The 26,133-nt window shown below is 67.7% G+C and carries 28 protein-coding genes; 21 read left to right on the forward strand and 7 right to left on the reverse strand.

What is annotated here, in order from left to right; translation table 11 throughout:
• Positions 1 to 195: 195 nt before the first annotated feature.
• Positions 196 to 1,557 (forward strand): peptidoglycan DD-metalloendopeptidase family protein, encoded by a 1,362-nt coding sequence (locus ACP7A5_RS07985; protein WP_426041423.1) that lies wholly within the window; start codon positions 196 to 198, stop codon positions 1,555 to 1,557.
• Positions 1,558 to 1,568: 11 nt separating this feature from the next.
• Here ACP7A5_RS07985 and ACP7A5_RS07990 read toward each other — a convergent pair whose 3' ends face one another.
• Entirely contained in the window at positions 1,569 to 2,327 is a 759-nt protein-coding gene (locus tag ACP7A5_RS07990; protein WP_426041424.1) for an alpha/beta fold hydrolase, read from the reverse strand.
• Between the two features lie 159 nt (positions 2,328 to 2,486).
• Here ACP7A5_RS07990 and ACP7A5_RS07995 point away from each other — a divergent pair, with 159 nt between their 5' ends.
• Both ACP7A5_RS07995 and infC read left to right on the forward strand, forming a co-directional pair.
• A complete protein-coding gene (locus ACP7A5_RS07995) occupies positions 2,487 to 3,446 on the forward strand; it encodes a glycosyltransferase family 9 protein (RefSeq protein WP_426041425.1) in 960 nt (319 codons plus the stop codon).
• Between the two features lie 121 nt (positions 3,447 to 3,567).
• Positions 3,568 to 4,089 carry a translation initiation factor IF-3 gene (gene infC, locus ACP7A5_RS08000; protein ID WP_303696632.1) on the forward strand — a complete coding sequence of 174 codons (522 nt, stop codon included), beginning with the start codon at positions 3,568 to 3,570 and terminating at the stop codon, positions 4,087 to 4,089.
• Between the two features lie 56 nt (positions 4,090 to 4,145).
• On the opposite strand, the gene ACP7A5_RS08005 is transcribed toward infC, so the two are convergent.
• Positions 4,146 to 5,750: an ATP-binding protein gene (locus ACP7A5_RS08005; protein ID WP_426041426.1), complete on the reverse strand. Its 1,605-nt coding sequence runs from the start codon at positions 5,748 to 5,750 to the stop codon at positions 4,146 to 4,148.
• 178 nt (positions 5,751 to 5,928) lie between these two features.
• Here ACP7A5_RS08005 and ACP7A5_RS08010 point away from each other — a divergent pair, with 178 nt between their 5' ends.
• The 9 genes from ACP7A5_RS08010 to ACP7A5_RS08050 all read left to right on the forward strand — a co-directional run bounded on the left by ACP7A5_RS08010 (position 5,929) and on the right by ACP7A5_RS08050 (position 13,483).
• Positions 5,929 to 7,221, forward strand: a complete 1,293-nt coding sequence (locus ACP7A5_RS08010) for an MFS transporter (RefSeq protein WP_426041427.1) — start codon at positions 5,929 to 5,931, stop codon at positions 7,219 to 7,221.
• 160 nt (positions 7,222 to 7,381) lie between these two features.
• Complete coding sequence (gene rpmI, locus ACP7A5_RS08015) at positions 7,382 to 7,579, forward strand: 50S ribosomal protein L35 (RefSeq protein WP_131250811.1); 198 nt, start codon at positions 7,382 to 7,384, stop codon at positions 7,577 to 7,579.
• 111 nt (positions 7,580 to 7,690) lie between these two features.
• Positions 7,691 to 8,044: a 50S ribosomal protein L20 gene (rplT, locus tag ACP7A5_RS08020; protein ID WP_303696636.1), complete on the forward strand. Its 354-nt coding sequence runs from the start codon at positions 7,691 to 7,693 to the stop codon at positions 8,042 to 8,044.
• 92 nt (positions 8,045 to 8,136) lie between these two features.
• Complete coding sequence (gene pheS / locus ACP7A5_RS08025) at positions 8,137 to 9,225, forward strand: phenylalanine--tRNA ligase subunit alpha (protein WP_426041428.1); 1,089 nt, start codon at positions 8,137 to 8,139, stop codon at positions 9,223 to 9,225.
• Positions 9,226 to 9,229: 4 nt separating this feature from the next.
• The gene (locus tag ACP7A5_RS08030; protein WP_426041429.1) at positions 9,230 to 9,640 is read left to right on the forward strand and encodes a hypothetical protein; all 411 of its coding nucleotides are present in this window, start codon (positions 9,230 to 9,232) and stop codon (positions 9,638 to 9,640) included.
• Complete coding sequence (locus tag ACP7A5_RS08035) at positions 9,637 to 10,053, forward strand: hypothetical protein (protein WP_426041430.1); 417 nt, start codon at positions 9,637 to 9,639, stop codon at positions 10,051 to 10,053. Before ACP7A5_RS08030 ends, ACP7A5_RS08035 begins: the two co-directional genes overlap by 4 nt.
• Positions 10,053 to 10,442, forward strand: a complete 390-nt coding sequence (locus tag ACP7A5_RS08040; protein WP_426041431.1) for a hypothetical protein — start codon at positions 10,053 to 10,055, stop codon at positions 10,440 to 10,442. The genes ACP7A5_RS08035 and ACP7A5_RS08040 overlap by 1 nt, the downstream gene beginning before the upstream one ends.
• A gap of 4 nt (positions 10,443 to 10,446) precedes the next feature.
• Positions 10,447 to 12,891: a phenylalanine--tRNA ligase subunit beta gene (pheT, locus tag ACP7A5_RS08045; RefSeq protein WP_426041432.1), complete on the forward strand. Its 2,445-nt coding sequence runs from the start codon at positions 10,447 to 10,449 to the stop codon at positions 12,889 to 12,891.
• Between the two features lie 55 nt (positions 12,892 to 12,946).
• Positions 12,947 to 13,483: a TIGR00645 family protein gene (locus tag ACP7A5_RS08050; protein WP_426041433.1), complete on the forward strand. Its 537-nt coding sequence runs from the start codon at positions 12,947 to 12,949 to the stop codon at positions 13,481 to 13,483.
• Between the two features lie 25 nt (positions 13,484 to 13,508).
• On the opposite strand, the gene ACP7A5_RS08055 is transcribed toward ACP7A5_RS08050, so the two are convergent.
• A complete protein-coding gene (locus ACP7A5_RS08055) occupies positions 13,509 to 14,054 on the reverse strand; it encodes a hypothetical protein (RefSeq protein WP_426041434.1) in 546 nt (181 codons plus the stop codon).
• Positions 14,055 to 14,179: 125 nt separating this feature from the next.
• Here ACP7A5_RS08055 and ACP7A5_RS08060 point away from each other — a divergent pair, with 125 nt between their 5' ends.
• On the forward strand, positions 14,180 to 14,794 hold the full coding sequence (locus ACP7A5_RS08060) for a DUF1134 domain-containing protein (protein WP_303696642.1): 615 nt from the start codon (positions 14,180 to 14,182) through the stop codon (positions 14,792 to 14,794).
• Positions 14,795 to 14,812: 18 nt separating this feature from the next.
• Here the strand turns inward: ACP7A5_RS08060 and hisN are convergent, their stop codons facing one another.
• A complete protein-coding gene (hisN, locus tag ACP7A5_RS08065; protein WP_426041435.1) occupies positions 14,813 to 15,598 on the reverse strand; it encodes a histidinol-phosphatase in 786 nt (261 codons plus the stop codon).
• Between the two features lie 155 nt (positions 15,599 to 15,753).
• Positions 15,754 to 16,140, reverse strand: a complete 387-nt coding sequence (locus ACP7A5_RS08070) for a helix-turn-helix domain-containing protein (RefSeq protein WP_426041436.1) — start codon at positions 16,138 to 16,140, stop codon at positions 15,754 to 15,756.
• Positions 16,141 to 16,334: 194 nt separating this feature from the next.
• Here ACP7A5_RS08070 and ACP7A5_RS08075 point away from each other — a divergent pair, with 194 nt between their 5' ends.
• On the forward strand, positions 16,335 to 16,589 hold the full coding sequence (locus ACP7A5_RS08075) for a GlsB/YeaQ/YmgE family stress response membrane protein (RefSeq protein WP_426041437.1): 255 nt from the start codon (positions 16,335 to 16,337) through the stop codon (positions 16,587 to 16,589).
• A gap of 70 nt (positions 16,590 to 16,659) precedes the next feature.
• Here the strand turns inward: ACP7A5_RS08075 and ACP7A5_RS08080 are convergent, their stop codons facing one another.
• Complete coding sequence (locus ACP7A5_RS08080) at positions 16,660 to 17,148, reverse strand: hypothetical protein (protein ID WP_426041438.1); 489 nt, start codon at positions 17,146 to 17,148, stop codon at positions 16,660 to 16,662.
• Positions 17,149 to 17,281: 133 nt separating this feature from the next.
• Complete coding sequence (locus tag ACP7A5_RS08085) at positions 17,282 to 18,268, reverse strand: 2-hydroxyacid dehydrogenase (protein WP_426041439.1); 987 nt, start codon at positions 18,266 to 18,268, stop codon at positions 17,282 to 17,284.
• 131 nt (positions 18,269 to 18,399) lie between these two features.
• Between ACP7A5_RS08085 and ACP7A5_RS08090 the strand changes: the two genes are divergently transcribed.
• The 7 genes from ACP7A5_RS08090 to recF all read left to right on the forward strand — a co-directional run bounded on the left by ACP7A5_RS08090 (position 18,400) and on the right by recF (position 25,854).
• Positions 18,400 to 18,915: an SH3 domain-containing protein gene (locus tag ACP7A5_RS08090; RefSeq protein WP_426041440.1), complete on the forward strand. Its 516-nt coding sequence runs from the start codon at positions 18,400 to 18,402 to the stop codon at positions 18,913 to 18,915.
• 545 nt (positions 18,916 to 19,460) lie between these two features.
• The gene (gene fabA, locus ACP7A5_RS08095) at positions 19,461 to 20,018 is read left to right on the forward strand and encodes a 3-hydroxyacyl-[acyl-carrier-protein] dehydratase FabA (RefSeq protein ID WP_426041441.1); all 558 of its coding nucleotides are present in this window, start codon (positions 19,461 to 19,463) and stop codon (positions 20,016 to 20,018) included.
• 45 nt (positions 20,019 to 20,063) lie between these two features.
• Positions 20,064 to 21,293 (forward strand): beta-ketoacyl-ACP synthase I, encoded by a 1,230-nt coding sequence (gene fabB / locus ACP7A5_RS08100; protein WP_426041442.1) that lies wholly within the window; start codon positions 20,064 to 20,066, stop codon positions 21,291 to 21,293.
• 94 nt (positions 21,294 to 21,387) lie between these two features.
• Positions 21,388 to 22,635, forward strand: coding sequence for a cation:proton antiporter (locus tag ACP7A5_RS08105; protein ID WP_426041443.1), 1,248 nt, complete (start codon positions 21,388 to 21,390; stop codon positions 22,633 to 22,635).
• A 50-nt stretch (positions 22,636 to 22,685) separates the two neighbouring features.
• Positions 22,686 to 23,483 (forward strand): enoyl-ACP reductase FabI, encoded by a 798-nt coding sequence (locus tag ACP7A5_RS08110; protein WP_426038467.1) that lies wholly within the window; start codon positions 22,686 to 22,688, stop codon positions 23,481 to 23,483.
• Between the two features lie 93 nt (positions 23,484 to 23,576).
• On the forward strand, positions 23,577 to 24,695 hold the full coding sequence (gene dnaN, locus ACP7A5_RS08115; RefSeq protein WP_303696651.1) for a DNA polymerase III subunit beta: 1,119 nt from the start codon (positions 23,577 to 23,579) through the stop codon (positions 24,693 to 24,695).
• Positions 24,696 to 24,720: 25 nt separating this feature from the next.
• Positions 24,721 to 25,854: a DNA replication/repair protein RecF gene (recF, locus tag ACP7A5_RS08120; protein ID WP_426041444.1), complete on the forward strand. Its 1,134-nt coding sequence runs from the start codon at positions 24,721 to 24,723 to the stop codon at positions 25,852 to 25,854.
• Positions 25,855 to 26,133 lie beyond the last annotated feature (279 nt).

A 26,133-nucleotide genomic window follows, 5' to 3' on the forward strand; every position in this document is an offset into this window, starting at 1 on the left:
ATGACCTGTCGGAATACCCAAAAGCCCTCGAGTTACCGGCCAGATTCACTGCGGTTAATCATTTGTAACGACCCGTCTTCCCATCTTGGGGCTGGCGCGGTATAGGACGCGCTTCGTGGCCGGGGGGACTTGGGCGCGATCCTTGCTTTGAGTTGAGACTGGGCGCCGCTTGGCGTCGTTTTCTGCCGGGGACCGATGGCCCAGTTCGATCCGCGACGCCAGCCGATGCGCTTCGCTCCGCATCTCCTGACGGCCGCCGCCGCCGTGACGGTGGCCATGCTCGCCGGTCGAGTTTATCAACCCGCCCAGGCCGAAGTCGTTCCCGAACTGACCGCCCTGCAGATCGCCTCGCTGGAGGCCCGCGCGTTCGACGCTGCGGGGACCCCCGCCGGGCTCACCGCTCCCGAAGCCATTCCCGTCCAGATCCGCCGCGGCGAGACCTTCGAACAGGCCGTCCGCCGCACCGGCATCGGCGCCGCCGACGCCTCGGCCGTCGCCGCGACCATTTCCAACGCCTTCGACCTGACCCAGCTGCGCGCCGGCCTGCGGTTCGAAACCGCCGTCTCGCGTCCGCGCGGCGGCCGTGGCGACGCCCGCCTGATCGGCCTGACGATGCGCACCGGCCCGGCCAGCCAGCTGACCGTGTCGCGCAGCTTCGACGGCGCGCTGCGCCTTCGGGCGCTCGAGGAGCGCGTGACGCACGAGACCGTCGTCCTGAAATCCGAAGTGCGCGGCTCGCTTTCAGCCACGGCCCAGCGCATGGGCGCCGACGCCGCCGTCCGCCGCAAGGCGACCCAGTTGTTCGCCCACCGCTTTGACCTCGACCGTGATGTCCGCGCCGCCGACGAGTTCACCCTGGTCTTCGACCGTTCGGTCACCGAGACCGGTCGCACCGTGGACACCGGCGACCTGCTGTATGCCGAGATGAAGGGCGTGGTCTTCTATCGCTTCCAGCCCGCCGGCGCGCGCGAGGCCCAGTACTACGACGCCACCGGCAAGAACATGCGCTCCTCGATGATGCGCACGCCGCTGGATCGCGCCGCTCGCGTCTCGTCCAGCTTCGGTTTCCGCGTCCACCCGATCTCGGGCTATCGCAAGATGCACCAGGGCATCGACTTCGCTGCCGGCACCGGCACGCCGGTCGTGGCCCCCTCGGACGGCGTCGTCGTCGAGGCGCGTCGCTGGGGCGGCTATGGCAACTGGCTGCGCATCCGTCACGCCAACGGCCTGGAGAGCGGCTACGGCCACCTATCGCGCTATGGTGCAGGCATCCGCGCCGGCCAGCGCGTCTCCCAGGGGCAGGTCGTCGCCTATGTCGGCTCGACCGGCGCCTCGACCGGTCCGCACCTGCACTACGAAATCTGGCGCAACGGCCAACGGATCAATCCGTCCGGCATCCGCATGGATGAGAGCACCGTCCTAGCAGGTAACGATCTGGCCGCCTTCCGCGCCGAGAAGGCCCGCATCGACCGCATCATCGCCTCCGGCGGCGAGCGTCGCCCGACGGTGCTGCAGGCCAATATCGAAGGCCTGCGTCCGGCCGCCAGAGCCACGTAAGAACCAGCGACCTAAACGCGTCTAAGGCCCTCCACCGCCTCGACCAGCCGCGCCAGATCGCGCGGCGTCGACAGGCGATGATCGCCACCCTCGACCAGATCCAGCCGGACATCGCCGCCGCTCAGACGCTCGACCAGCGCCAAGGCATGGGACTCAGGCACGGTCTCGTCAGCCCGCCCCTGAAGAACGTGCACCGGCGCCGCGATCGGAAGGGCCGCATCGAGCAACAGCCAGTCGCGAGCTTCCTCGAACATCCGCCGCGTCAGGACGTATTCACCCAATCCTTGTCCAGGGGGGCCGTCCTCGACAATCAGCGCCTCGCCGTCCCTGAGGATCGACTGGCGCACATGGTCGGGCAGGGACGGCCACATCAGCCGTTCAGTGAAATCCTGAGCCGGGTTGACCAGGGCCAGGCCCTGCATCCGCTCAGGCCGGGCCAGCGCCAACAGAAGCGCGAGCCAGCCGCCCATCGACGATCCGACCGGTATGATCGGCCCTTCCAGAGTGTCGATCAGGGCGATTGCGTCCTCACGCCAGCGTCCGATCGTAGCCTGACGCCAGTCGCCCGAGGACTGACCGTGGGCGAAATGGTCATACCGGACGTAGGACCACCCTCGCGCCGTCGCCGCCGCCTCCAGCGCCAAGGCCTTGGTCCCCTCCATGTCGGAGCGGAACCCGCCGATCCAGACCACGGTCGGACCGAAGCCCGCGATGCGGCGCCAGGCCAGGGTCTCGCCGTCGGGGCGGGTCAGAAGTTGGATATCGCTCATTCCCCACCGTGCACCCCGGCGAAGGCCGGGGTCCAGATCACGGACGCGCGGTCCAGTGTCGAGAAACGAATTTCTTGCCTTCCCCGTTACGGACTTCCATCTGGACCCCGGCCTTCGCCGGGGTGCACGGTGAAAGAAGAGCTGACGAGGAAATAAAGCGTGCCGTCCAACAAGGTCCTGTTCGTCACCTCCAATCGCATCGGCGACTGCGTCATCTCGTCGGGGATCATCCGCGAGATCGGACGCCAAATTCCGGGCGCGGAGATCACCGTCGCCTGCGGTCGCCCGCCGGCGCCCTTCTTCCGCTCGGCCCCGGGGGTTGAACGGGTCATCGTGCTGGACAAGAAAAAGGCCGCCGGACACTGGCTCGACCTGTGGCGTCAGGTCATCGGGACCTACTGGGCCCTCGTCATCGACATTCGCGGCTCGGCCCTGTCCTACCTGCTGAACGCCGATCGCCGCATCGTCTATAACCGCCGCTGGGAGACAGGCCAGCCCAAGGTCGAGATGATCTCGCGCCTGATGGGATCGGCGGCGGCGCTTGAGCCCGACCTGTTCATCGACGATCGCGCCCGCGCCGAGGCCGCCGCCGTCATCGACCCGGCCCTGGCGACCGCACCGGGTCCGATCATCGCGCTGGCCCCCATCGCCCACCAGCCGGGCAAGAGCTGGCCCGCCGATCGCTGGGGCGAGCTGGTGGACATGCTGAAGGCCGAGCCCCGCTTCGCCGGCTGGCGCTTCATGCCGGTCGGCGGACCCGGCGACCGGCCGCCCGCGACCCCCGCCCTGGAGGCCGCAGGACCTCTGGCCATCGACTTCGTCGGCAAGGGCGACATCCTCGCCTCGGCCGCCGCCATCGACCGGGCGGCCCTGTTCGTCGGCAATGATTCCGGCCTCATGCATGTGGCCGCCGCCGCCGGAAAGCCGACGCTGGGGCTGTTCGGGCCGACCGAATGGTGGCTGTACGGGCCACGCGGTCCCCGCACCGCGATCGCGGCCTCCAACCCTGTCCGGGGCGAATTCGCACCCATAGAGGCCCTGACGACCCAGCGTGTCTTCGAGGCCGTCCTCGCGCTGCACGACACCTGGATCGGCGCATCGGACCCCGCCACGGCTTGAAGCGTGGGCCATTCGCGGTCATATAGCTTCGCGAGGGAACGCGGCGGTATGCCGTGCGCTGTCCCCTGCGACATCACTGCGCCTTCAGAAACACAAGGAAACGACGCTCATTCGCCGTCCGATGAACCAGCCGCCCACCAAGGACGGCCCGCCCATGAACCACGATATCCGCGCCCCGCGCGTTCTGCTCATTGATCAGAACGGCGAGAAACAGGGGGTCATGCCGACCTCCGCCGCGCTGGAGGCCGCCGAGGAGGCGGGCATGGATCTGGTTCAGATCGTCTCGACGTCGGAGCCGCCCGTCGCCAAGATTCTCGACTACGGCAAGTTCCGCTTCCAGGAGCAGAAGAAGAAGGCCGAGGCCCGCAAGCGCCAGAAGGTCGTCGAGCTGAAAGAGATCAAGCTCCGCCCCAACATCGACGTTCACGACTACGAAGTGAAGACCAAGGCCATGACGCGCTTCTTCGACGAAGGCGACAAGGTCAAGGTGACCCTGCGCTTCCGCGGTCGCGAAATGGCTCACCCGGAACTGGGCATGAAGCTGCTCAACAAAGTCCAGGCCGACTTCGACGAGATCGCCAAGGTCGAATACGCGCCGCGTATGGAAGGCCGCCAGATGATCATGATCCTGGCGCCGAAGTAGGCGCCGGCGTCACTACAGCTTCCAACGCCCCGGCATCGTCCGGGGCGTTTTGCGTTTCAGGCCGCTTCCGCCTCGACGACAGTCGACCCCAGCGCCAGGCGGATGGCGTTCAGCAGGGTGTCCGGCTGGATGGGCTTCTGGGCCACGCCGTTCATGCCGGCGGCGACATAATCGGCCTCGTCGCGGGGATCGGCGTTGGCGGTCAGGGCCAGGATCGGCGTGCGCCCGGCGGCGCCGGGCAGGCGGCGGATGGCCCGGGTCGCGGTGACGCCGTCCATCACCGGCATCTTGATGTCCATCAGGATCAGGTCGAACGGCCGCAGCGACGCCGCCTCCAGCGCCTCGGCGCCGTTCTCGGCCGTCTCATGGGTGCAGCCGAACATCTCCAGCAGGCGGGTGGCGACGAACCGGTTTGTAGCTTTGTCGTCGGTGACCAGCACATGCAGGGTCTCATGCGGCGTCGGCTCCGCCACGACATCGGCGGCGGCGCGTGTCTCGGGCCCGCAGTCGGGCAGGTCGAGCGAGAACCGGAACCGCGCCCCGCCTTGGGGCGAACGGGTCAGGCCGATCGTCCCGCCCATCCGCTCGACGATCTGGCGACAGATGGCGAGGCCCAGCCCGGCGCCGGCGCCCTCGCGTCCCGCCTGACCGGTGTTGAACGGTTCGAAGATGGTCGCGGCCGCATCGTCCGGCACGCCCGGACCGCTGTCGTCGACAATCGCGTCGAGCCGGATCGCGCCATCGACCCGGCGCGAGGCCAGGCAGACGACGACCTCGCCGCCTTGTGTGAACTTCAGCGCATTGCCGATCAGATTGTTGAGCAACTGTTTGATCCGCATGGCGTCGGCCATGACCCAGTCGGCGCCGGCGGTGTCGCAGCCGACGGTCAGGATCAGCCCCTTTTCCTCCGCGCGCGGCCGCCACAGAGCCTCCAGATCGGCGCCGACGCTGTCGATGCGCAGGGGCGCGGGGTCCACGCTCAGGATGCCGGCCGAGGCCCGCGACATGTCCAGCGCATCGGTCAGCAGCCTCAGCAGCGTCTGTCCGGAATCCAGGATGGTCTCGACATACGGCCGCAGTTCCGGCTGTTCGAGTTTGCGCTGAAGCAGGCCCGCGACGCCGAGGACGCCGTTCAGCGGCGTGCGGATTTCATGGCTCATCACCGCAAGGAACTCGGACTTGGCGCGGCTCGAGGCCCGGGCCTCGGCCTCGGCGACCGCCAAGTTCCGGGCCAGCAACCCCATCTCCTCGGCCTTGGTCCGGTACAGGGCCGCCCCGGCCTGAAGGATCTGCACCCCCGCGCCGACGCCGACATAGAGACCGTTCTCGACCACGATGAAACCGCGCAACAGCATGTTCAGTTCGGCGGCGTCGACGGTATGGAAGAAGGTCTCGGCGCTGGCCCCGGCCTCGGCCAGAGGCGGATTGGCGTCCATCAGGCCGGACACGGGCCGGCGGGCATAGAGGGCGCGCCCGAATTCGGCGGCCATCTTCAGGGTGAAGGCGTTGCGCTCGATCAGGCCGAGCGGTCGACCCTCCGGATCGACGACCGCGATGGCCAGGGCGTTGGGTTCGTTCTGGAACCGGTCGAACACCACCGAGCCCGGCGTCTCTGGCGAGACCGGCTCCACTGCGTCCACGAAATCGCCGATACGGGCCATGCACACTCCTTGCGGAGCCGCTGATAGGGGCCGCTGCCTTAATGCAGGCTTTGCCGTTCTTGAATTTTTTGCAGCAGTTTCAGAGAAGTATATCCGTGCACGGAGTTTGTGATCGCGCGCTCGCCGGCATTGGAATCACGTCCCTCGCGGTCCGGCGACGGCTCGGATAGAAGGCCTCATGTCCTCGCCCGCCGATCCCGCCCCGAAAGCCAAGGCTCCGGCGCTGGCGATGCTGTTCCTGATCGTCTTCATCAACCTGGTCGGGTTCGGCCTGGTGGTGCCGCTACTGCCCTTCTTCGCCCAGAGCCTGAACGCCGAGCCGTGGCAGATCACGGTGATGTTCTCGGCCTATTCCCTGGGCCAGTTCTTCGCCGAACCCTTCTGGGGCCGGCTGTCGGATCGGATCGGAAGGAAGCCCGTTCTTCTGATCACGCTTGTGTCCAACGCCGTCGGCTATCTGGCCCTCGCCTTCGTGCCGAACATCTGGCTGGCAGTGGCGGTGCGGCTGTTCACAGGGCTGGGGGCCGGCAACGTCTCGACGGTGCAGGGCTATGTCGCCGACGTGACCCCGCCGGCCGAGCGGGCCGGCCGTATGGGGATGATCGGCGCGGCCTTCGGCATGGGCTTTATCGTGGGGCCGGGCCTCGGCGGCATCCTGACCCAGCCGCAACTGGGGCATATCGGCTACCAACTGCCGATCTTCGTCGCCTCGGCCCTGGCCGGGCTCGCCGCCCTCGGCGTGATCGTGTTCCTGAAGGAAAGCCGGGCCAGGGCTGATCCGGCCGTGCCCCGTCCCGGCTTCATGTCCGGCCTGCATGATGCGCGGGCCGATCCCGTCGTGTCGCGCGTCCTGCTTGTGACGCTGATCTACATGGCCGGCTTCTCGGCGATGGAGAGCGTGTTCGGCCTGTGGGCCGAGGACCGCTACGCTTGGGGGCCCCGCGAGGTGGGTCTCAGCTTCATGATTGTCGGCATCGTCTCGGCCCTGAACCAGGGCCTGTTCACGGGCAAGCTGGCCAAACGGTTCGGCGAGACCCGAGTGCTGGCCACGGGGATGTTGCTGTTCGGCGGCTCGCTGGTGCTGCAGGCCATCGCCCCCGTCGCCTGGTTCCCGGCCGTCACCCTCGACCTCGGCCCCTCCACCCTGCCGGTCGTCCAGGGCTGGAGCATCCCGATCATCATGGCGCTGGGCGCTTGCGGCATGTCGATGGCCATGCCGAACATCTCGGCCATGATCTCGCGCGCGACTCCGCCGGACCGTCAGGGCTCCATGCTGGGGCTGAACATGGCCACGGGCTCGATCGCCCGCATTTTCGGCCCGCTCGTCGCCGGCGCCCTGTTTTCGGGCCTCGGCCACAACTGGCCCTTCCTGGTCGGCGCGGCCCTGACGGTCCCGGCGGCGATCATCGCCATCAACGCGGGGCGGGCCTTGCGGCGGGGCCAGGCGACGGCCGGCGTCCCCGCGGAGTAGACTCCGCTTGCCTTTGAGCGCCGGTTCCCCTACTAGCCGCGCCTTCGCGTAACGAACCGCCGGGCTAACAGGCATGCCTGGGCGGTTCCTAATCCCGGCCACCATCCACCCTCGGGCTCAAGTAGCCCGACCGGACGGTAGCCCCAAAAGAGAGTGGAAAATGCCGAAACTTAAGACGAAGTCGGGCGCCAAGAAGCGCTTCTCTTTCACTGCGACGGGCAAGGTGAAGTCCGGGGTTGCGGGCAAGCGTCACCGCTTGATCAGCCACAACTCCAAATACATCCGCCAGAACCGCGGCACCAAGGTCATGGCCGACGCCGACGCCAAGAAGATCAAGTCCTACATGCCGTACGCGTAAGCGTAGGCGGCACATCAGACCCGATCTCACCGCATTGAATTTGAATTCGGGCCCTCAAGCAGCAAGCGACCGCGTCGCGAGCGTTAGGGCCCTTCCGAAGGAAGACACATCATGGCTCGCGTAAAAAGGGGCGTCGTATCGCACGCCCGTCACAAGAAGGTTCTCGAACAGGCCAAGGGCTTTTCGGGTCGCCGCAAGAACACCATCCGCACGGCCAAGGCCGCCGTTGATCGTGCCGGGCAATACGCCTACCGCGACCGCCGCATCAACAAGCGCAACTTCCGCGCCCTGTGGATCCAGCGCATCAACGCCGCCGCCCGTCAGGAAGGCTTCACCTACTCGCAGTTCATCCACGGCCTGTCGAAGGCCGGCATCGAGCTGGACCGCAAGGTCCTGGCCGCGATCGCCATGGACGGCGTCGGCTTCTCGGACATCGCCGCCAAGGTGCGCGAAGCCCTGAAGTAGGACTGATCCGGTCCGCCGGAACGATCAAAAGCCCTCCGGTTCGCGCCGGGGGGCTTTTTGCTTTCGCCCCCAGCCGCTAGACGATCCGCACCATGCCAGACTCTTCAGCGCCTCTCGCCATCCTCGAACTCGAACTGATCAACGCCATCGGCTCCGCGACCACCGTCGCCGAGGTCCAGGCCGTGCGCGTCGCGGCCCTTGGTAAGACCGGGACCATCTCGGGCCTGCTCAAGGGCATGGGCGCCATGAGCCCCGACGCGCGCCGCGAACAGGGGCCGATGATCAACGGCCTGCGCGACCGGGTCTCCGCCGCTCTTGCCTCGAAGAAGGCCGAACTGGACGCCGCAGAGCTCGACGCCCGCCTCCTCAGCGAACGCATCGACCTGACCCTGCCGGCCCGTCCGCGTCGCAAGGGCGGGGTCCATCCGACCATGCAGGTGATGGACGAGATGATCGCCCTGTTCGCCGAGATGGGGTTCGCCGTCGCCGAGGGGCCGGACATCGAGGACGACTTCCACAACTTCACGGCCCTGAATTTCCCGCCCAAACACCCGGCGCGGGAGATGCACGACACCTTCTTCCTGAAGCCCGACCCGGAGACGGGTGAGCGCAAGGTCCTGCGTACCCACACCTCGCCGGTCCAGGTGCGGACGATGCTGTCGCAGACGCCGCCGATCCGCATCATCGCGCCCGGCCGCACCTTCCGTAAGGACTCCGACGCCACTCACACCCCGATGTTCCACCAGATCGAGGGGCTGGTGATCGGCAAGGACATCCACATGGGTCACCTGAAGACGACCCTCGAAACCTTCGTCGCGCGGTTCTTCGAGCTGGACGGCGTCGACGCCCGCTTCCGCCCGCACCACTTCCCCTTCACCGAGCCCTCGGCCGAGATGGACATCCGCTGCGACCGTTCCGGCGGCAAGCTGGTGCTGAACGAAGGCGACGACTGGCTGGAGATTCTCGGCTGCGGGATGGTGCATCCCAACGTCCTGCGGTCCTGCGGCATCGACCCGGACGAGTGGCAGGGCTTCGCCTTCGGCATGGGCGTCGATCGCATGGCCATGCTGAAATACGGCGTGCCCGACCTGCGGCCGATGTTCGAGGCCGACATCCGTTGGCTGGCCCACTATGGCTTCTCCGCCTTCGCCGCCCCCAACCCGGCCTCTGGCCTGAGCTGACCTCATGACCGACATCAACCCATCTACCGCAGCCGCCCCGTCGCCCGACGTGACCCGCACCGCGTTCGAGGGCGAATCGATCTGGCTGCCGCGCCTCTCGGTCGAGCATCTGAACGCCGGTCATGACGCGATCCGCGGCAAGACCTTCACCGAATGCCTGATCGAGGGTCCGGCGGTCATGCTGCCGGCCGGCGACGTGGTCTTCGAGGACTGCCACATGGGCACGGCCTCAAGCCCGCAGAACCTGCTGCTGGCGCCGGTTGGAGACTTGGTCACCGGCGCCATCGGCGTGGCGGACTGCCGTTTCGTGCGCTGCCGCTTCCTCTATGTCGGCTTCGTCGGTCACGAGGCGTTTCGCGAGATGTTCGCCGCCGGCGTGCCCAGCCTGTCCAGCCTTCAGGAGTCCGGCCAATGAGTTTCATCGATCCCGCGCAAGGCCTGCCGATGACCGGCCTCGGCCGCCCGTTGAACATCACCGATGACCTCGGCAAGCGCGCCTTCGTCAACGAGGACATGGCCCTCTACGACCTATTCGCCTTCCACCTTCGCCACGGCCGTTCGATGATCGAGGGCATCAGCTTCACGGGCTGCCGCATCGAGGGCCCGGCGATCATGTTGATCCTGCCAGGCACGACCTTCGACGCGGTGAATTTCGGTGAGTCCAAGGGCGACATCGGCAACCTGGTCCTGCGCCCCGTGCGCAACATGGCCATCGGGGCGATCCCGGTGATCAACTGCACCTTCCAGAACTGTGAGTTCCACGCCCTGGGCTTCACCGGCAACGAACAGATCCTCAGCGAAATCCTCGCCATCAAGGCCGTCGGCTGATGTACGATCTGCACACGACCGGCCCCATCCCGGACGACCTCGGCACGCGCCTGGTGTTCGAGAAGGAGCGCATCCCCCTCGTTCAGCTGGTTGAGGCGTTGGAAGTCGCCGGCCAGACGCTGAAGGGCCGCCGCTTCGTCGATTGCGTGGTGCACGGGCCCTGCGTCGTCATCCCGGCCAACGAGACCAAGTTCGACAATTGCAATCTCGGCGATGTGGCCGGCGACGTCCGCAACCTGTTCCTGCGGTCCGCCGGACCCATGGTCATCGGCGCCATCCCCCTGAACGACAGCCATTTCGACGGCTGCATCTTCATGGGCGTGGGCTTCGCCGGCCACGACGATTTCGTCAATGCCTTCATCGACATACTGACGCCCAAGAAAGCCTGATCCCGTGAAGTTCACCTTGTCCTGGCTTAAGGACCACCTGGAAGCGGACGCCGACGTCCACGCCATCGCCGAGGCCATGACCATGGCCGGGCTGGAGGTCGAGCATGTCGCCGACCCGGCCGCGGCGCTCGCCCCCTTCACGGTCGCGAAGATCGTTTCGGCCGCCCAGCACCCGAACGCTGACCGTCTGCAGGTCTGTCAGGTCGAGACCATCGACGGGATGAAGGAAATCGTCTGCGGGGCCCCGAACGCGCGCGCGGGCCTGACCACCATCTACGCCCCTATCGGCGCCTGGGTGCCCGGCCTTGGCGTCACCTTGGTCGAGAAGCCGGTGCGCGGCGTCGTGTCCAACGGCATGCTGTGCTCGGCCTCCGAGCTGAATCTGTCCGAGGAAAGCGACGGCATCCAGGAACTGCCGCCCGAGATCCCGGTCGGCACGCCGGTCGCCAAACTGTTCGGCGCCGAACCGGTCATCGACTTCGAGGTGACCCCCAACCGCCCCGACTGGCTGGGCGTGGCCGGCATCGCCCGCGACCTGGCCGCCGCCGGGGTCGGCACGCTGAAACACTATGATGTCGCCACGGTGCGCGGCGCCTTCCCCTCGCCGATCTCGGTGCGGCTCGACTCGCCGGAGATGTGCCCGGTCTTCGCTGGCCGCGTCATCCGGGGCATGCAGAACGGCCCGTCGCCGGCCTGGCTCCAGACCCGGCTGACCGCCATCGGCCTGCGCTCGATCAACCGTCTGGTCGATGTCACCAACCTGATCGCCTACGACCGCGCCCGCCCGCTGCACGTCTATGACATGGCCAGGCTGGTCGGCTCCGGGATCGTCGTCCGCGCCGGCCAGATCTCGGCCGCGACGCCGAGCCAGGAGGGGGGCGAGCACGAGCATCTGATCGCCCTGGACGGCAAGACCTACACCGTCGACCCGACCATGTGCGTCGTCGCCGACGCGGGCGGCGAACGCCCCATCGGCCTCGGCGGCGTCATGGGCGGCGAAAGCACCGGCTGTTCCGACGAGACGACCGACGTCTTCCTCGAAAGCGCCTGGTTCGACCCCATCGTCACGGCCCAGACCGGCCGGACCCTGACCATCAGTTCCGACGCCCAGTACCGGTTCGCGCGCGGCGTCGATCCGGCCTCGGTCGTGCCGGGCATCGAGCTGGCCACCCGCCTGATCCTCGACCTCTGCGGCGGCGAGCCGTCGGAGATCGTGCTGGCCGGCGAGCATCCGGCCAATCCGCTGCCGTTCGCCTTCGACCCGGCCTATGTGAAGCAACTGTCGGGCATGGAGCTCGATGACGATCGCATCGGGGCCATCCTGGGCCAGCTCGGCTTCCTGGTTCAGGCCGCGCCCGCCGGTTCCGCCCAGCCCTGGATCGTCACCCCGCCGTCCTGGCGTCGCGACGTCGAGGGCAAGGCCGACCTGGTCGAGGAGGTCGCCCGCATCCATGGCTTCCAGCACCTGCCCAACACGCCCCTGCCGGATCAGGGCGCGCCGTCCAAAGGCGTGCTCAACCCGCGTCAGGCCCGCGTCCGCATCGCCCGTCGGGCCCTGGCCTCGCTCGGCTACTCCGAGGCCGTCACCTGGTCCTTCACCAAACAATCGACGGCCGTTCTGTTTGGCGGCGGCGATGAGCGTCTGCTGGTCGACAACCCCATCGCCTCGGATCTCGACTGCATGCGGCCCTCGGCCCTGCCGAACCTGATCCAGGCCGCCGCCCGCAACGCTGCGCGCGGACACGGCGATGTCGCCCTGTTCGAGATCGGCCCGATCTACCTCGGCGACCAGCCGAACGATCAGCGTACCGTCATCGCCGGCCTGATCTCTCCCCGCGCGGCCCGCAGCTGGACCGGTCAGGGCGACGACACCCTGTTCACGCTCAAGGCCGATCTGATCGCTGTGCTCGACGCCATCGGCGCCCCGACCGCCTCGCTGCAACTGGCCCAAGGTCAGAACCGCGATTGGTGGCACCCGGGCCGTTCCGCCCGACTGCAGCTGGGTCCCAAGACCATCGTCGCTGAGTTCGGCGCCGTCCATCCGCGCGTGCTCAAGGCCCTCGACGCCGACGGCCCCATCCTGGCCTTCGAGATCGTGCTCGACTCTGTGCCGGAGCCCAAGGCCAAGGCTGGCGCGACCAAGTCGAAGGGCGTCGCCGACCTGCCCAACCTCATGCCCCTGACCCGCGACTTCGCCTTCGTGGTCGAGGACGCGAAGGCGGCCGGCGACCTCGTCCGCGCTGTCCAGGGCGCCGACAAGACCCTGATCGCCGACGTCCGGGTGTTCGATGTCTATCGCGGAGCCGGCGTGCCGGAGGGCTCCAAATCGGTGGCCATTGAGGTCGTCGTCCAGCCGCGCGAAGCCACCCTGACCGAGGTCGAGATCGAGGCCCTGTCGGCCAGGGTCGTCGCCGCGGCCGGCAAGCTGGGTGCGACGCTTCGAAGCTAGCCCTTGATCCCTTCGCGCCCTTTCGGCCAGAACGGACGGGACTGAGGGGGACCGCATGCCCAAGCCGAAACTCGAGACTGCGTTCGAACGCCTGCTGTTCCGCTCGCGCTGGCTGATGGCGCCCTTCTACGTCGGCCTGGCGGCGGCGCTTCTGATGCTGCTCGTCGTCTTCGTGCGCGAGCTCTTCTACTATCTGCCCCAGGCCTTTGTGGCCGGACCCGGCATGAGCTCCAACGACGTCATCCTGGCCGTCCTGTCGCTGGTGGACCTGTCATTGGCCGGCAATCTGCTGCTGATCGTGATGTTCTCAGGCTACGAGAACTTCGTCTCCAAGCTGGATCTGGACGGCGAGACGGATCGGCCGCCATGGATGGGCACCGTCGATTTCTCGGGCCTGAAGATGAAGCTGATCGCCTCGATCGTGGCGATCTCGGGCATCCAGCTGCTGAAGTTCTTCATGCATTTCTCCGAGGGCGGAGAGATCAGTCAGGTCGAGGCCATGTGGGGCGTCATCATTCACCTGACCTTCGTCACCTCCGGGGTGCTTCTGGCCCTGATGGACTGGCTGACCGGCAGGACCGACAAACACTAGGGGCCCTCTCCGGGAGGGAGAGGGATCAGGTGACGGCGTAACGCTCTTCGATCCCGTCCGCCTCGAATTCATGCCGGTCCAGACTGTCCAGGCAAGCCTCCACCAGCCGTTGGAACAGCCCGCCGTCCCCCGCCGCCAGCGTCGGCAGCAGATAGTCGGTGACCTCCGCCCGGACCGGCAGCGTCCCCACCGGTCCCGGCACGCTGATCGCCAGCCTCAACCCCTCCGACAGCCACTGCGCCACCGTGTCGAACAGCAGCGCCGACCGCAGGAAGTCGGTCCGCCGCACGACATACAGGGTCATCTCGCCGGTCAGCAGGCCGTCCGGCCGCACGATGATGCCGCTGAGGTCCGGCCGCCAGTCGTCCGACAGCTCCACCACCCGCCAGACGCAGAACCACGTCCGGCAGGTCTGCGGCCGCACCGCATGGACCGAACACCCGGCCCCGTCGACGCAATAGGCGCACAGCCGCCCCGTCGGCTTGGACAGCTCGGGCAGGTCCAGCGGAATGAACCGGCAGCATTCGACGCAGGGACCGCATTCGCGGCCGGGGATCAGGGGCAATTCCATCGACCCACTATAGCGATCCCGAACGGCAACCTCTCGTTAACCTCGTCGCCCCAAGGCTGACGCAAAACCCGGTGATGCTGGTCACAGGCTCGCGGGGACGAGCCTTCCAAATTCGGGACACCGCCATGCACCGCCGCCAACTGATCCAGACCGGTTTCGCCGCCGCCTCCGTGACGGCGCTGGGCGCCTGCGCCACCAGCCCGCGCCAGCCGACCGAGCCGAACTACCCGATCGCCTCCGACGCCAACGCCCAGGCCTATACGGCCGACGAACTGGTCGCCGCCGGCTCGCGCGAACTCGGCATCGCCGCCGAGGCCATGGGGTCGGCCATCGAACGCATCTTCCGCGACCAGGGCGACGCCCCCACCGCCTATATCGCCGGAGAAGAGGGCGCCGGCGCCGCCGTGATCGGCCTGCGCTATGGCCGCGGCGCCCTGCATATGAAGGACCATTCCGCCTCGCAGGAGGTGTTCTGGCAGGGAACCTCGATCGGTTGGGACATCGGCGGCAACGCCAGCCGGGTCTTCACCCTGGTCTATGGCCTCTATGCGCCCGACGCGATCTATCGCCGCTATCCCGGCATCGAGGGCACGGCCTATCTGATCGGCGGCCTGGGCGTGAACTATCAGCGCGCCGACGGTATCGTCCTGGCTCCGGTCCGCACCGGCGTGGGCCTGCGTCTCGGCGCCAATGTCGGCACCATGTCCTACAGCCGCCAGCGCAACCTGCTGCCGTTCTAAGGGGAGCAGGCGGGGCCGCTAGTTCGTTCCGCGCCGGAACGCCACCAGGGCCTGTTCGCGGACTCTGGCGTCGCCGACCGCGATGATGCGTCCGTCGCCGTTCACGGGCCCGCCGCGCCAGTCGGTGACCTCGCCCCCGGCCGCCTCGACCACCGGGATCAGGGCCGACCAGTCCCACAGCTTCAGGCCGGTCTCGGCCACCATGTCGATCCGGCCCATGGCCAGCATGGCGTAGGCATAGGCGTCGCAGCCGTAGCGGGCCAGTCGGGCCGCCGCCATCACCCGGGTCCAGGCGCCCAGTTCCGGCTTGGTGAAGATCTCCGGCGCCGTGGTGGCGATGACCGCGTCGGTCAGTTTAGCGCAGTCCCGGACCTTGATCGGTCGGGTCTCGCCCCGGCTCATCAGGACGGCGCCCGAAGGCCCGCCCAGGAACAGTTCGCCGATGTAGGGCTGGGAGATGGCGCCGACCGTCGATCGTCCACCGACCGAAAGTGCAACCAGGGTCGTCCACAATGGCAGGCCGGCGATGAAGGCGCGCGTCCCGTCGATGGGGTCCAGGATCCAGACGTGTTCCGCGTCCGGCCGGTCTTCTCCGTACTCCTCGCCGATGACCCCGTGGTCGGGATACCGGCTGGCGATCAGTCGCCGGATGGCGGCCTCCGCCTCCTTGTCCGCCTGGGTGACCGGATCGAAGGCGCCGGGGCCCGCCTTGTTCTCCTCGGCGTAGTCGCCGCGAAAGAAGGGCAGGGTCACCGTGGCGGCCACGGCGGCCAGTTCGACGGCGAAGGATTCAAACTCGGTCATGAGCGGAGGGCATACAGACGCCGCCCCCCCGCGTCATCACCAGACACACTCCGATCCAAATCGCGAGTCCGCGCTCAAGCAGCGAGGCGGAGCCTGTCCTCCGGCCGATCGAAGATCGGACCGGGGGGCGAGCCAAGCGGTAGCGCCCTTAAAAGTCAGGAAGGCAAGGCTTCGCCTTCCGTGTGCAGCGACTTGGCCAGGTCCAGCAGACGGCGGCGCGGACGCTCGCCCAGCTGGTAGTAGGCCTGGATCAGGTCGAGGGTTTCCTTGCGGGAAAACATCTCGCCGCCGTTGGCGCCGGCCTGTTCCTTGCGTTCCATGGCTTCGGCCAGGCCGTCGTAGAAATAGCTGATCGGCGTCTCCAGCGCTTCGGACAGCTGCCACAGGCGCGCTGCCGAGATACGGTTCGCGCCGCACTCGTATTTCTGGATCTGCTGGAAGCGGATGCCGACCTGGACGGCCAGCTGTTGTTGCGTCAGCCCCAGCAGGCGACGACGACGGCGCAGGCGGCGCCCCAGGTGAAGGTCGATATCGGTGGCCATTGCCCAGTCCCCTTGGTCTAGCGGGCTGTGCCAAAGCGGCACGGCTCGCCCGAACTGCCGCAACGACCATGCCGTGTTCCCGTGACGGGCGAGCGATGGCGAACGCGGGTTGAGGAACCCGTGATCATGGACAGGCAACCTCTGCCGCCGAAGCGCATTATTCAGGCCACCTAAGCTTTGGAAGGAATGGAACCATGGGTCTCGGAATTATCGGCTGGATCGTCATCGGCATCGTCGCCGGCTGGCTTGCAGAAAAGGTCATGGGTCGTAATCACGGCCTCGTCACCAATCTGATCGTCGGCGTCATCGGCGCCCTGCTCGGCGGCTTCATCGCCGGCAACCTGCTGGGTCTGGCCGTCGGCGGCTTCAACCTTGTGACCTTGCTGGTCGCGTTCGGCGGCGCCGTGGTGCTGCTGTTCCTGCTGGGTCTGGTCAAGCGTCGCGGCTGATCCGTCGTTTGCGGACACAAGAAAGGAGCGGCCCGTCGGGCCGCCCCTTTTTCGTTGGATCGACGAGGCCCTAGGCTTGAGGCGTCGGCGGGGTCGAGCCGTCCGGCTCACGGGTGCCGTCGGTCGTCTTGGGTTCAGCCGGCGCCGGGGTCGGGCTCGGATTGGCGGACGGATCGCCGGCGGCAGGCACAGTGCCGGTCTCGCCGACCGGAGCAGCCTCTTCGACCACCGCAGCCGTGTTGAACTCAGCCGAGCTGATGCCGACAACGACCTCGGCCCCTTGCTGGGTCAGGCCGCCCATCGGGACGCCGCGCAGATCGCCGTCAGCGCCGCGAACGGTAAGCTCCTGCTCGCCGGCGGCATTGCTGTGAACGCCTTCGAGGGTGCCGAGAACAGTGCCGTCCGAGCCCGTGACGCTGGAACCCGGTTGCAGCTGGAACGAGCCCTGGGCCTGTGCGGTCTGCGCTGCGGCCGGAGCCATGGCGTCCTGGGCCAGGGCCGGGGCGGCGGTCAGGAAAGCAGCGGTCACGCCGGCCAGAAGAACTGTCTTGCGGATCATGTTTCTGTCGCTTGATGGAGCGGGACGAGAGCGCCCGCCGATGGACCTAACCACATCCGTTACGGATTGTTTCAGGCGCCCGGAAATGACCTTTTCCGCGCCCGTATCGGCCGGATCACGTCGGATTCCGGCCTCAGAGCATCGCGGGAATGACACGATCAGGGGGACGGTGGCCGTTCTGGTAGGTCATCACATTGAGGATCACGCGGTCGCCCATATCCTGACGCGCCTCCAGCGTCGCCGAACCCAGGTGGGGCAGCAGGACGACGTTGGGCAGGCCGATCAGGCCCGGATGGATCACCGGCTCATTCTCGTAGACGTCCAGACCGACGCCCGACAGCGCCCGGCGCGCCACGGCCTCGGCCAGGGCCGCCTCGTCGATCAGTTCGCCCCGCGCCGTGTTGATCAGGATCGCGTGCGGCGGCAGCAGCGCCAGCCGCCGGGCTGACAGCAGGTGGTGCGTCTCCCTCGTCGCCGGGCAGTTCAGCGAGATGACGTCCATTCGCGCCAGCATCTGGTCCAGGTCGTCCCACCAGGTCGCGCCCAGCTCTTCGACGATCCGTTCCGAGACAGGCTTCCTGTTGTGATAGTGGACCTGCATGCCGAAGGCCCGGGCCCGTCGGGCCAGGGCCTGTCCGATCCGGCCCATGCCGACGATCCCCAGCCGCTTGCCCCACAGCTTGCGTCCGCACATCCAGGTCGGGGTCCAGCCCTCGAACTTGCCGGCCGCCACGACCTCGGCGCCCTCAACGATACGGCGGCTGACGGCGAGGATCAGACCCATGGCGAGGTCGGCGGTGTCCTCGGTCAGGACGCCCGGGGTATTGGTGACGATGACCTGGCGCGCGACGGCGGCGTCGATGTCGATATGATCCACCCCGGCGCCGAAATTGGCGATCATCTTCAGCTGCGCGCCGGCGCCGTTGATCAGGGCGGCGTCGATCTCGTCGGTGATGGTGGGAACCAGGATGTCGGCGCGCTGGACGGCGGCCTCCAGCGCCGCCCGGTCCATCGGGATGTCCTTCAGGTTCAGTTCGGCGTCGAACAGTTCGCGCATGCGCGTCTCGACTGCGTCGGGCAATCTTCTGGTTAAGACGACCTTAAGCCTGGGGCTGGACATAGGGACCTTGGGTTATTCACGGGCGCCACACGGGCAGGCCCGGGTGCGCCGGGTCGATGCCAGTGACTAGCAAGTTCGGGTCTAGCAAGTCTCGCAGCCGCTTCCAAAGCCTCTCGCGTCGTATCGGCGGCGTGGCGGCCTTGCTGGGTCTGGCGGTCCTCGCCGGAGCGAGCGCCACCATGCCCGACGGGCGGCCGACGCCGACGGGGCTGGAGGTGCCGCGCTGGCTGACGCTGAAGTCCTCGGAAGTGCGCGCCCGCATGGGACCGGGCCTCGATTACCGTATCCTCTGGGAATATCGCGCCGCCGGCCTGCCGGTGCAGGTCATCGCCGAGACGCGCGAATGGCGAAAGATCTGCGACCCTGAAGGCTCCGTCGCCTGGGTCCATCGCAGCGTGGTCTCGGCCCGACGCGGCGCCTTCAACGCCTCGCTGCAGGAGGTCCCGATCCGCACCGGTCGCTCTGATGACGCGGCGGTGAAGGCCCGGTTCTCGCCGCGCTCCGTGGTCGCCCTCGACGACTGCAAGGACGGCTGGTGCGAGGTCCGGGCCCGCAAGCTGAGCGGCTGGGTGGCGGAAGGGTCGATCTTCGGCGCCGGCGTCCGTCCCCTGTGCGACGCGTCACGCCCGGCGGGCGAAGCGCCCTGATTATTGCCCTCTCCCCCTGCGGGAGAGGGAGATCGCGCACGGCGGCGCAGCCGTCGTCCTGGCGCGATCGGATGAGGGGTCACGTTGACGTCAAAGGTCGTCGCTCGTCCAACTCACTCCAGCGGCATGACCCCTCATCCGTACAGCCCTCCGATCAAGTCGGAGGTCTGCCACCTTCTCCCGCAAGGGGAGAAGGAAAACACCCCCATACCCATCAACGGATCGGCCGAATCCGCCTTTGAAATCAATGCCCGGCTTAACCTAGAGCTCTTTTACCAGGTGCCCCCCAGATCGGGCGTACACTTCTCCCTCCCCCTCGGGGGAGGGTGGTCGGAGCCGAAGGCGGAGACCGGGTGGGGGCGGCAAGGCAAACTACCAGGGCCTGCATCCGCATCGCCCTGCCGCCCCCACCCCGTCGCTGCGCGACGACCCTCCCCGAGGGGGAGGGACAGTCTCGCCCAATAGCCAAGCTTGCCCCCGTCACCAGTTGAGCCCTTCGCTCCCCTCGTGTAACCCCGGCGCAACACCACGGAGTCGCAATCGCCTTGACCGCCTCGAAATACCCGTCGTCGTTCGACCACGCCGCCCTGCTGGCCTCTGGCCGGGGCGAGCTCTTCGGGCCGGGCAACGCCCAGCTTCCGGCTCCGCCGATGCTGATGTTCGACCGGATCACCGAGATCAGCGGCGACGGCGGTGAGCATGGCAAGGGCTACGTCGAGGCCGAACTCGATATCCATCCGGACCTGTGGTTCTTCCAGTGCCACTTCATCGGCGATCCCGTCATGCCCGGCTGCCTCGGTCTGGACGCCATGTGGCAGCTGGTCGGCTTCCATCTGGGCTGGATCGGCGGCCCCGGCCGGGGTCGCGCGCTCGGCGTCGGTGAGGTCAAGTTCACCGGCCAGGTCCAGCCGGACGTGAAGAAGGTCACCTACAAGATCACCCTGAAGCGGGTCATCAACCGTCGTCTGGTGATGGGAATCGCCGATGGGGTGATGGAAGCCGACGGCGTGCCTATCTATACGGCCACGGACATGCGCGTGGGCCTGTTCGGGGCGGGTCAGACCGCCCCCGAACCGGTCGGCGGCTCGTCCGAAGTCGGCTAATCGACATAATCCGCGACCAACGTGGACAAGGCAAAAGGAAACACTATGCGGCGTGTCGTCGTCACGGGTCTGGGCATCGTCTCCTCCATCGGTACGGGCCAGGAGGAGGTCACGGCCTCCCTGCGCAATGCCCGGTCGGGCGTGGTCTCGGCCCCCGATCACATCAAGTACGGCTTCCGCTCGCAGGTCTGGGCGCCCCCGTCGCTGGGCGTGACGGCCGAGGACTGGGCCCCGCTGGTCGACCGTCGCGCGGCGCGCTTCCTGGCCAATGGCACCGCCTGGGGCCATATCGCCTTCGAGGAGGCGCTGAAGGATTCCGGCATGACCCCGGAAGAGATCAAGTCCGAGCGCATCGGCCTGATCGTCGGCGAGGGCGGCCCCTCGACCCAGGTCATCCTGCAGGCGGCCCAGACGACGATCGAAAAGGGCGCGCCCAAACGCATCGGCCCGTTCGCCGTGCCCAAGGCCATGGCTTCGGGCCCCTCGGCCGTCCTGGCGACCTGGTTCCAGCTGAAGGGGATCAACTATTCGATCTCATCAGCCTGCGCGACCAGCGCCCACTGCATCGGCGCGGGCGCCGAACAGATCGCCTGGGGCAAGCAGGACGTGGTCTTCGCCGGCGGGGTCGAGGACATCGACTGGTCCATGTCCAACATGTTCGACGCCATGGGCGCCATGTCGTCCGACTTCAACGAAACGCCGGGCCACGCCAGCCGCGCCTATGACAAGGACCGCGACGGCTTCGTCATCGCCGGCGGGGCCGGCATCGTGGTGCTGGAAGAGTATGAGCGGGCCGTGGCGCGCGGCGCGACCATCTATGCCGAGGTCACCGGCTACGGCGCCAATTCCGACGGCTACGACATGGTCGCCCCGTCGGGAGAGGGCGCCGAGCGCTGCATGAAGATCGCCCTCGACATGGCCGGCAATCCGAAGATCGACTACCTCAACCCGCACGGCACCTCGACCCCGGTGGGCGACTCCAAGGAGATGGGGGCGGTCCGCAATGTCTTCGGTGACCAGATGCCCATGATCTCCTCGACCAAGTCGCTGACGGGCCATTCGCTCGGCGCGGCAGGGGCGCAGGAAGCCATCTACTGCCTGCTGATGATGAAGCACGGCTTCGCCGCCGAGAGCGCCCATATCGAAAACCTCGACCCTGAGTTCGAGGGCATGCCGATCCTGCGCGAACGCCATGACGGCGAGCTGAAGCACGTCATGTCCAACTCGTTCGGCTTCGGCGGCACCAACGGGACGCTGATCCTCTCGAAGGTCTGACGCGACCGGGACGCGCCGGCATTCCCCCGGGACCGCTGGAGACGAAACCCTGGAACCCAACCCCTATATCCTCTTCCTTCTGGGCCTTGGCGCGGTGGTTCTGCTCGTCTCCTGGGCTCCAAAGGGGCTCAGCCGATTCCCGATCTCGCTGGCGATGATCTGTGTCGGGCTGGGCGTTGCGATCTTCAGTCTGGACGTGCTGTCCTTCGATCCGGATCCGCGCACCTGGGACACCCTGACCGAACGGCTGACGGAGCTGGTCGTCATCATCTCCCTGATGGGAGCGGGCTTGAAGCTGGATCGACCGGTCAGCCTGAAGGGCTGGGGGCCGACCTGGCGGCTGCTCGCCATCGCCATGCCGCTGACCATCGCGGCCACGGCCTGGCTGGGGGTCGCAGGTCTGGGGTTCAGCCTGGCCATGGCGTTGCTGCTTGGCGCGGCGATGGCGCCGACCGATCCCGTCCTGGCCTCCGACGTCCAGACCGGACCGCCGAAATCGGGCGAGGAGAACGAGGTCCGCTTCAACCTGACCGCCGAGGCCGGGCTGAACGACGCCCTGGCCTTCCCGTTCGTGAACCTGGCCATTCTCGTCTCGCTGTCGGGGGCGGCGGTCTGGACAGGCCAGGGGCTGGCGCAATGGGCCGCAGTCGATGTCGCCTGGAAGCTGGTCGCGGGGGCGGCCATGGGCTGGGCCGTCGGCAAGGCGATGGGCTGGCTGATCTTCCAGGCCCACAATAATGGCATCTCGCGCCACGCCGACGGACTGGTGGCGATCGGGGCCACCTTCATCGCCTATGCGGCGACCGAAATCGTTCACGGCTACGGATTTCTCGCGGTCTTCGTCTGCGCCCTGACGATCCGGGCCTCGGAGCGCGAGGACGATTTCCACGAGGAGATGCACGACTTCGCCGAACAGATCGAACGGCTTCTGATGATGCTCGTGCTGGTGCTGTTCGGGGGAGCCCTGGCCAACGGCCTGCTGGACGCGCTCACCTGGACCGACGCCCTGATAGGCCTCGGGGTTCTGTTTATCGTCCGGCCGGTCGTGAGTTACCTGTCGCTGATCGGATCGCCGCTGCTGAAGCGTGATCGCGTCATGCTCGCCTGGCTGGGCATCCGGGGTCTGGGTTCGGTCTATTACCTGGCCTTCGGTCTCAGCCACGGGGATTTCGGCGACTCGGAGCGTCTCTGGGCGATCACGGGCTTCATCATCCTGGTGTCGATCATCGTCCACGGGATCACGGCGACACCACTGATGGCGCTGCTGGAGCGACTGGCCGGCCGGTCTTTGCAGGGGAGAGCCGCCCCTGCTAACCCTCCGCGTGACGAACGACCCGGCTGACCGCCGGGCCTGAAGGAGAGACGACCATGGCGAGCGAGAGCGGCTGGAACATGCCCGCAGGCGAACTCATGAAGGGCAAGAAGGGCCTGGTCATGGGGGTCGCGAACTCGAACTCCATCGCCTGGGGCATCGCCTCCCAGCTGGCCGCGCAGGGGGCCGAACTGGCCTTCACCTATATGGGCGAGGGGCTGGAGCGCCGCGTGCGCCCGCTGGCCGAAAGCGTCGGCGCCAGACTGCTGATCCAGGCCGACGTCACCGACGACGCCTCGATGGACTCCGCTTTCGAACAGCTCGAGGCCGAGTTCGGCACGATCGATTTCGTCGTCCACTCCGTCGCCTTCGCCAACAAGGACGAGCTCAAGGGCTCGTTCGTCGACAACACCTCGCGCGACAGCTTCCTGCTGGCCATGAACATCTCCTGCTTCAGCTTCGTCGATGTGGCCAGGCGGGCGTCGAAGATCATGCCGAACGGCGGGTCGATGATCACCATGACCTACCTGGGTTCGGAGCGGGCCATCCCGAACTACAACACCATGGGCGTGGCCAAGGCGGCGCTGGAGGCGGCGACCCGCTACATCGCCCGCGACCTGGGTCCGCGCGGCATTCGCGTCAACGCCATCTCGGCCGGCGCCATGCGCACCCTGTCTCTGGCGGGCATCTCCGGCGGTCGGGGCATGATCGCCCAGGGCCGCGCCATGTCGGCGATGAAGGAGGACACCTCGATGGAGGGGGTCGCCGGCGCCGCCCTGTGGCTGTGCTCGGACCTCGGCTTCTCCACCACGGGCGAAGTCATCCACGTCGACGCGGGCTTCCACATGATGGGTCTGGCCGGGGACGAGGAAGCCTGACCCCACGGTTGCTCCCGGCCGCCAATCCTTTAGTGTCCGGGACCACGACTATCGGCGACCGCTGATTCAGCTCGCCCCGGGCCCTGAGACGACATGCAACTGACCATCGAACGTTCCGCGCTCCTGAAGGCCCTTGGCCACGTTCAGAGCGTGGTCGAGCGCCGGAACACAATTCCGATCCTGTCCAACGTCCTGCTGTCGGCGGGGCGCGACAAGCTGAGCTTCGCCGCCACCGATCTGGACATGGAGATGGTCGACGAGGCCGATGCGACCGTCCAGGTCGAGGGCCAGATCACCGCGCCGGCCCACACCCTCTACGAGATCGTCCGCAAGCTCCCGGACGGGGCCGAGGTCGCCCTGATCTACAATGGCGACGATCCGCGACTGACGGTCCAGGCGGGCCGGTCCAAATTCAACCTGCCGGTCCTGCCGGCCGGCGACTTCCCGGTCATGTCGACCGAGACCTCGGGCACACGCTTCACCCTGATGAAGGAAGATCTGGCGCGCCTGATCGACAAGACCCGCTTCGCCGTCTCGACCGAAGAGACGCGCTACTATCTCAACGGCCTCTATCTCCACACCGTGTCGGAGGGCGGGATCCCCCTGCTGCGCGCGGTGGCGACCGACGGTCACCGCCTGGCCCTGGCCGAGACCCCGGCCCCCGAAGGCGCAGCCGGCGGTCCCGGCGTGATCGTGCCGCGCAAGACCATCGACCAGGTGCGCCGCCTGCTCGACGACGGCTCGGGCCCGGTCGAGATCCAGGTCTCGCCGCAGAAGATCCGCTTCGAGTTCGGCCAGGCCTCCCTGACGTCCAAGGTCATCGACGGCGCCTTCCCCGACTATATGCGCGTCATCCCCAAGGGGAACGACAAACAGGCCGACATCGACAACGCCGTCTTCGCCTCCGCCGTCGACCGGGTCGCCACCATCTCGGCCGAGAAGAGCCGGTCGGTGAAACTGGCCTTCGAGCTGGATCGCGTCACCCTGACCGTCCGCAACATGGAGGCCGGTCAAGGCGTGGAAGAGGTCGAGATCGGCTATTCCGAGGCGCCCTTCGAGATCGGCTTCAACGCCCGCTACCTGCTCGACGTCGCCGGCCAGATCACGGGGGAGAACGCCACCTTCATGTTCGCCGACCCGGCCTCGCCCACGCTGGTGTTGGATCCGGGTGATCCGGGCGTCCAGTACGTGCTGATGCCGCTGCGGGTTTAAGCCTGAGGCGGCGGGTTCGCCCCTCGTGATTACCTCCCTCACCCTCACCGATTTCCGGTCCTATGCCTCTGCGGCCCTGCCCATTCCGGCGGGGCCGGTGGTGCTGCATGGGCCGAACGGGGCGGGGAAGACCAATCTGCTGGAGGCGCTGAGCCTGTTCACGCCGGGCAGGGGGTTGAGGTCTGCGACGGCGCAGGAGATGGGGCGGCGGGAGCCAGGCGAGCCCGGGGGGCGAGCCTGGGCCGTGGCGCTGACGCTGGACGGCGCCGATGGCGACGCGGTGCGGCTCGGGACGGGCGTGCAAGTCGCCGGGGCCGGGCGGCGGATGGTGAGGGTCGACGGGGAGACGGCCCAGCCCGGGCGGTTGCTGGACTATCTGCGGCCCGTCTGGGCGACGCCGGAGCAGGACCGGCTGTTCTCCGACGCCCGGGCCGAGCGGCTGAAGTTCTTCGACCGGCTGGTGTTCGCCGCCGACCCCGGCCATGCAGCGGCGGTCGCGGGATACGAGAAGGCGCTGCGCGAGCGGCTGCGGCTGTTGATCGACGGCGCCGAGGGCAGGGAAGCCGACCCGCTTTGGCTCGATGCGCTCGAAGCCCGACTGGCCGAGACCGGGGCGCGGGCGGCGACGGCGCGGGCGCGGGCGCTGACGGTGCTGCAGGCGGCGATCGACGCCCGGTCGGAACGGCCCTTCCCGCAGGCGGATCTGGCCCTGGTCGGGGAAACGGAGCGACTGGCCGAGGGCGGCGCTGGGGAGGAGGCCCTGGCGGGTTCGATCCGCGAGGGGATGGCGCGGGCGCGGAGCCGGGACGGGGCGGCGGGCCGGTCGCTGTTCGGGCCGCATCGCGCCGACCTGACCGCCCTGCACCGGGAGAAGAACCGACCCGCGGCGGAGGGGTCATCGGGCGAGCAGAAGGCCCTCGTCCTCAACCTGATCCTGGCCCAGGTCGGGCGGCTGTCGGGGGGCGAGGCCGCGCCGGTCCTGTTGCTGGACGAGGCGCCAGCGCATCTGGATTCCCATCGGCGGGCGGCCCTGTTCGACGAGATCACAGCCCTGGGCCTGCAGGCCTTCATGACCGGGACGGAGGCCGAGCTGTTCGAGCCGCTGGTCGGGCGGGCGACCTTCGTGCGGGTTGAGGGTGGGGCGCTGACGCCGGGATGACGCGTCCGTTTCGTCCCTCGAAAACAGGGTGACGAAACCGACAAAACGGACGAACGCCGCCGTGTTCAGGATTTCAAAAACCTGTTTGGGAGGTGGGAGCGGTCACGGTTAAGATCAAGGGTAAGGGAAGAATATTTTCCTTTGTCGCTGCTTTCTTTCGTCATCCTCCGGCGAAGCGCAGCGAAGACCGGGGGACCCAGCGGCGCCGAAGGCGATCTGTTCAGACACGATGCATCGGCTAGCGGCAGCCGCGACAGGTTCGCGCTCTCGCGCGCCGCT

This window comes from Brevundimonas sp. TWP2-3-4b1 (assembly GCF_049897665.1).
Classification (GTDB): Bacteria; Pseudomonadota; Alphaproteobacteria; order Caulobacterales; family Caulobacteraceae; genus Brevundimonas; species Brevundimonas subvibrioides_B.

Coding starts and splice junctions, on each gene's coding strand:
- ACP7A5_RS07985 (WP_426041423.1), top strand. CDS start 196: ATGGCCCAGTTCGATCCGCGACGCCAGCCGATGCGCTTCGCTCCGCAT.
- ACP7A5_RS07990 (WP_426041424.1), bottom strand. CDS start 2,327: ATGAGCGATATCCAACTTCTGACCCGCCCCGACGGCGAGACCCTGGCC.
- infC (WP_303696632.1), top strand. CDS start 3,568: ATGAACCAGCCGCCCACCAAGGACGGCCCGCCCATGAACCACGATATC.
- ACP7A5_RS08005 (WP_426041426.1), bottom strand. CDS start 5,750: ATGGCCCGTATCGGCGATTTCGTGGACGCAGTGGAGCCGGTCTCGCCA.
- ACP7A5_RS08010 (WP_426041427.1), top strand. CDS start 5,929: ATGTCCTCGCCCGCCGATCCCGCCCCGAAAGCCAAGGCTCCGGCGCTG.
- rpmI (WP_131250811.1), top strand. CDS start 7,382: ATGCCGAAACTTAAGACGAAGTCGGGCGCCAAGAAGCGCTTCTCTTTC.
- rplT (WP_303696636.1), top strand. CDS start 7,691: ATGGCTCGCGTAAAAAGGGGCGTCGTATCGCACGCCCGTCACAAGAAG.
- pheS (WP_426041428.1), top strand. CDS start 8,137: ATGCCAGACTCTTCAGCGCCTCTCGCCATCCTCGAACTCGAACTGATC.
- ACP7A5_RS08030 (WP_426041429.1), top strand. CDS start 9,230: ATGACCGACATCAACCCATCTACCGCAGCCGCCCCGTCGCCCGACGTG.
- ACP7A5_RS08035 (WP_426041430.1), top strand. CDS start 9,637: ATGAGTTTCATCGATCCCGCGCAAGGCCTGCCGATGACCGGCCTCGGC.
- ACP7A5_RS08040 (WP_426041431.1), top strand. CDS start 10,053: ATGTACGATCTGCACACGACCGGCCCCATCCCGGACGACCTCGGCACG.
- ACP7A5_RS08050 (WP_426041433.1), top strand. CDS start 12,947: ATGCCCAAGCCGAAACTCGAGACTGCGTTCGAACGCCTGCTGTTCCGC.
- ACP7A5_RS08055 (WP_426041434.1), bottom strand. CDS start 14,054: ATGGAATTGCCCCTGATCCCCGGCCGCGAATGCGGTCCCTGCGTCGAA.
- ACP7A5_RS08060 (WP_303696642.1), top strand. CDS start 14,180: ATGCACCGCCGCCAACTGATCCAGACCGGTTTCGCCGCCGCCTCCGTG.
- hisN (WP_426041435.1), bottom strand. CDS start 15,598: ATGACCGAGTTTGAATCCTTCGCCGTCGAACTGGCCGCCGTGGCCGCC.
- ACP7A5_RS08070 (WP_426041436.1), bottom strand. CDS start 16,140: ATGGCCACCGATATCGACCTTCACCTGGGGCGCCGCCTGCGCCGTCGT.
- ACP7A5_RS08075 (WP_426041437.1), top strand. CDS start 16,335: ATGGGTCTCGGAATTATCGGCTGGATCGTCATCGGCATCGTCGCCGGC.
- ACP7A5_RS08080 (WP_426041438.1), bottom strand. CDS start 17,148: ATGATCCGCAAGACAGTTCTTCTGGCCGGCGTGACCGCTGCTTTCCTG.
- ACP7A5_RS08085 (WP_426041439.1), bottom strand. CDS start 18,268: ATGTCCAGCCCCAGGCTTAAGGTCGTCTTAACCAGAAGATTGCCCGAC.
- fabB (WP_426041442.1), top strand. CDS start 20,064: ATGCGGCGTGTCGTCGTCACGGGTCTGGGCATCGTCTCCTCCATCGGT.
- ACP7A5_RS08110 (WP_426038467.1), top strand. CDS start 22,686: ATGCCCGCAGGCGAACTCATGAAGGGCAAGAAGGGCCTGGTCATGGGG.
- dnaN (WP_303696651.1), top strand. CDS start 23,577: ATGCAACTGACCATCGAACGTTCCGCGCTCCTGAAGGCCCTTGGCCAC.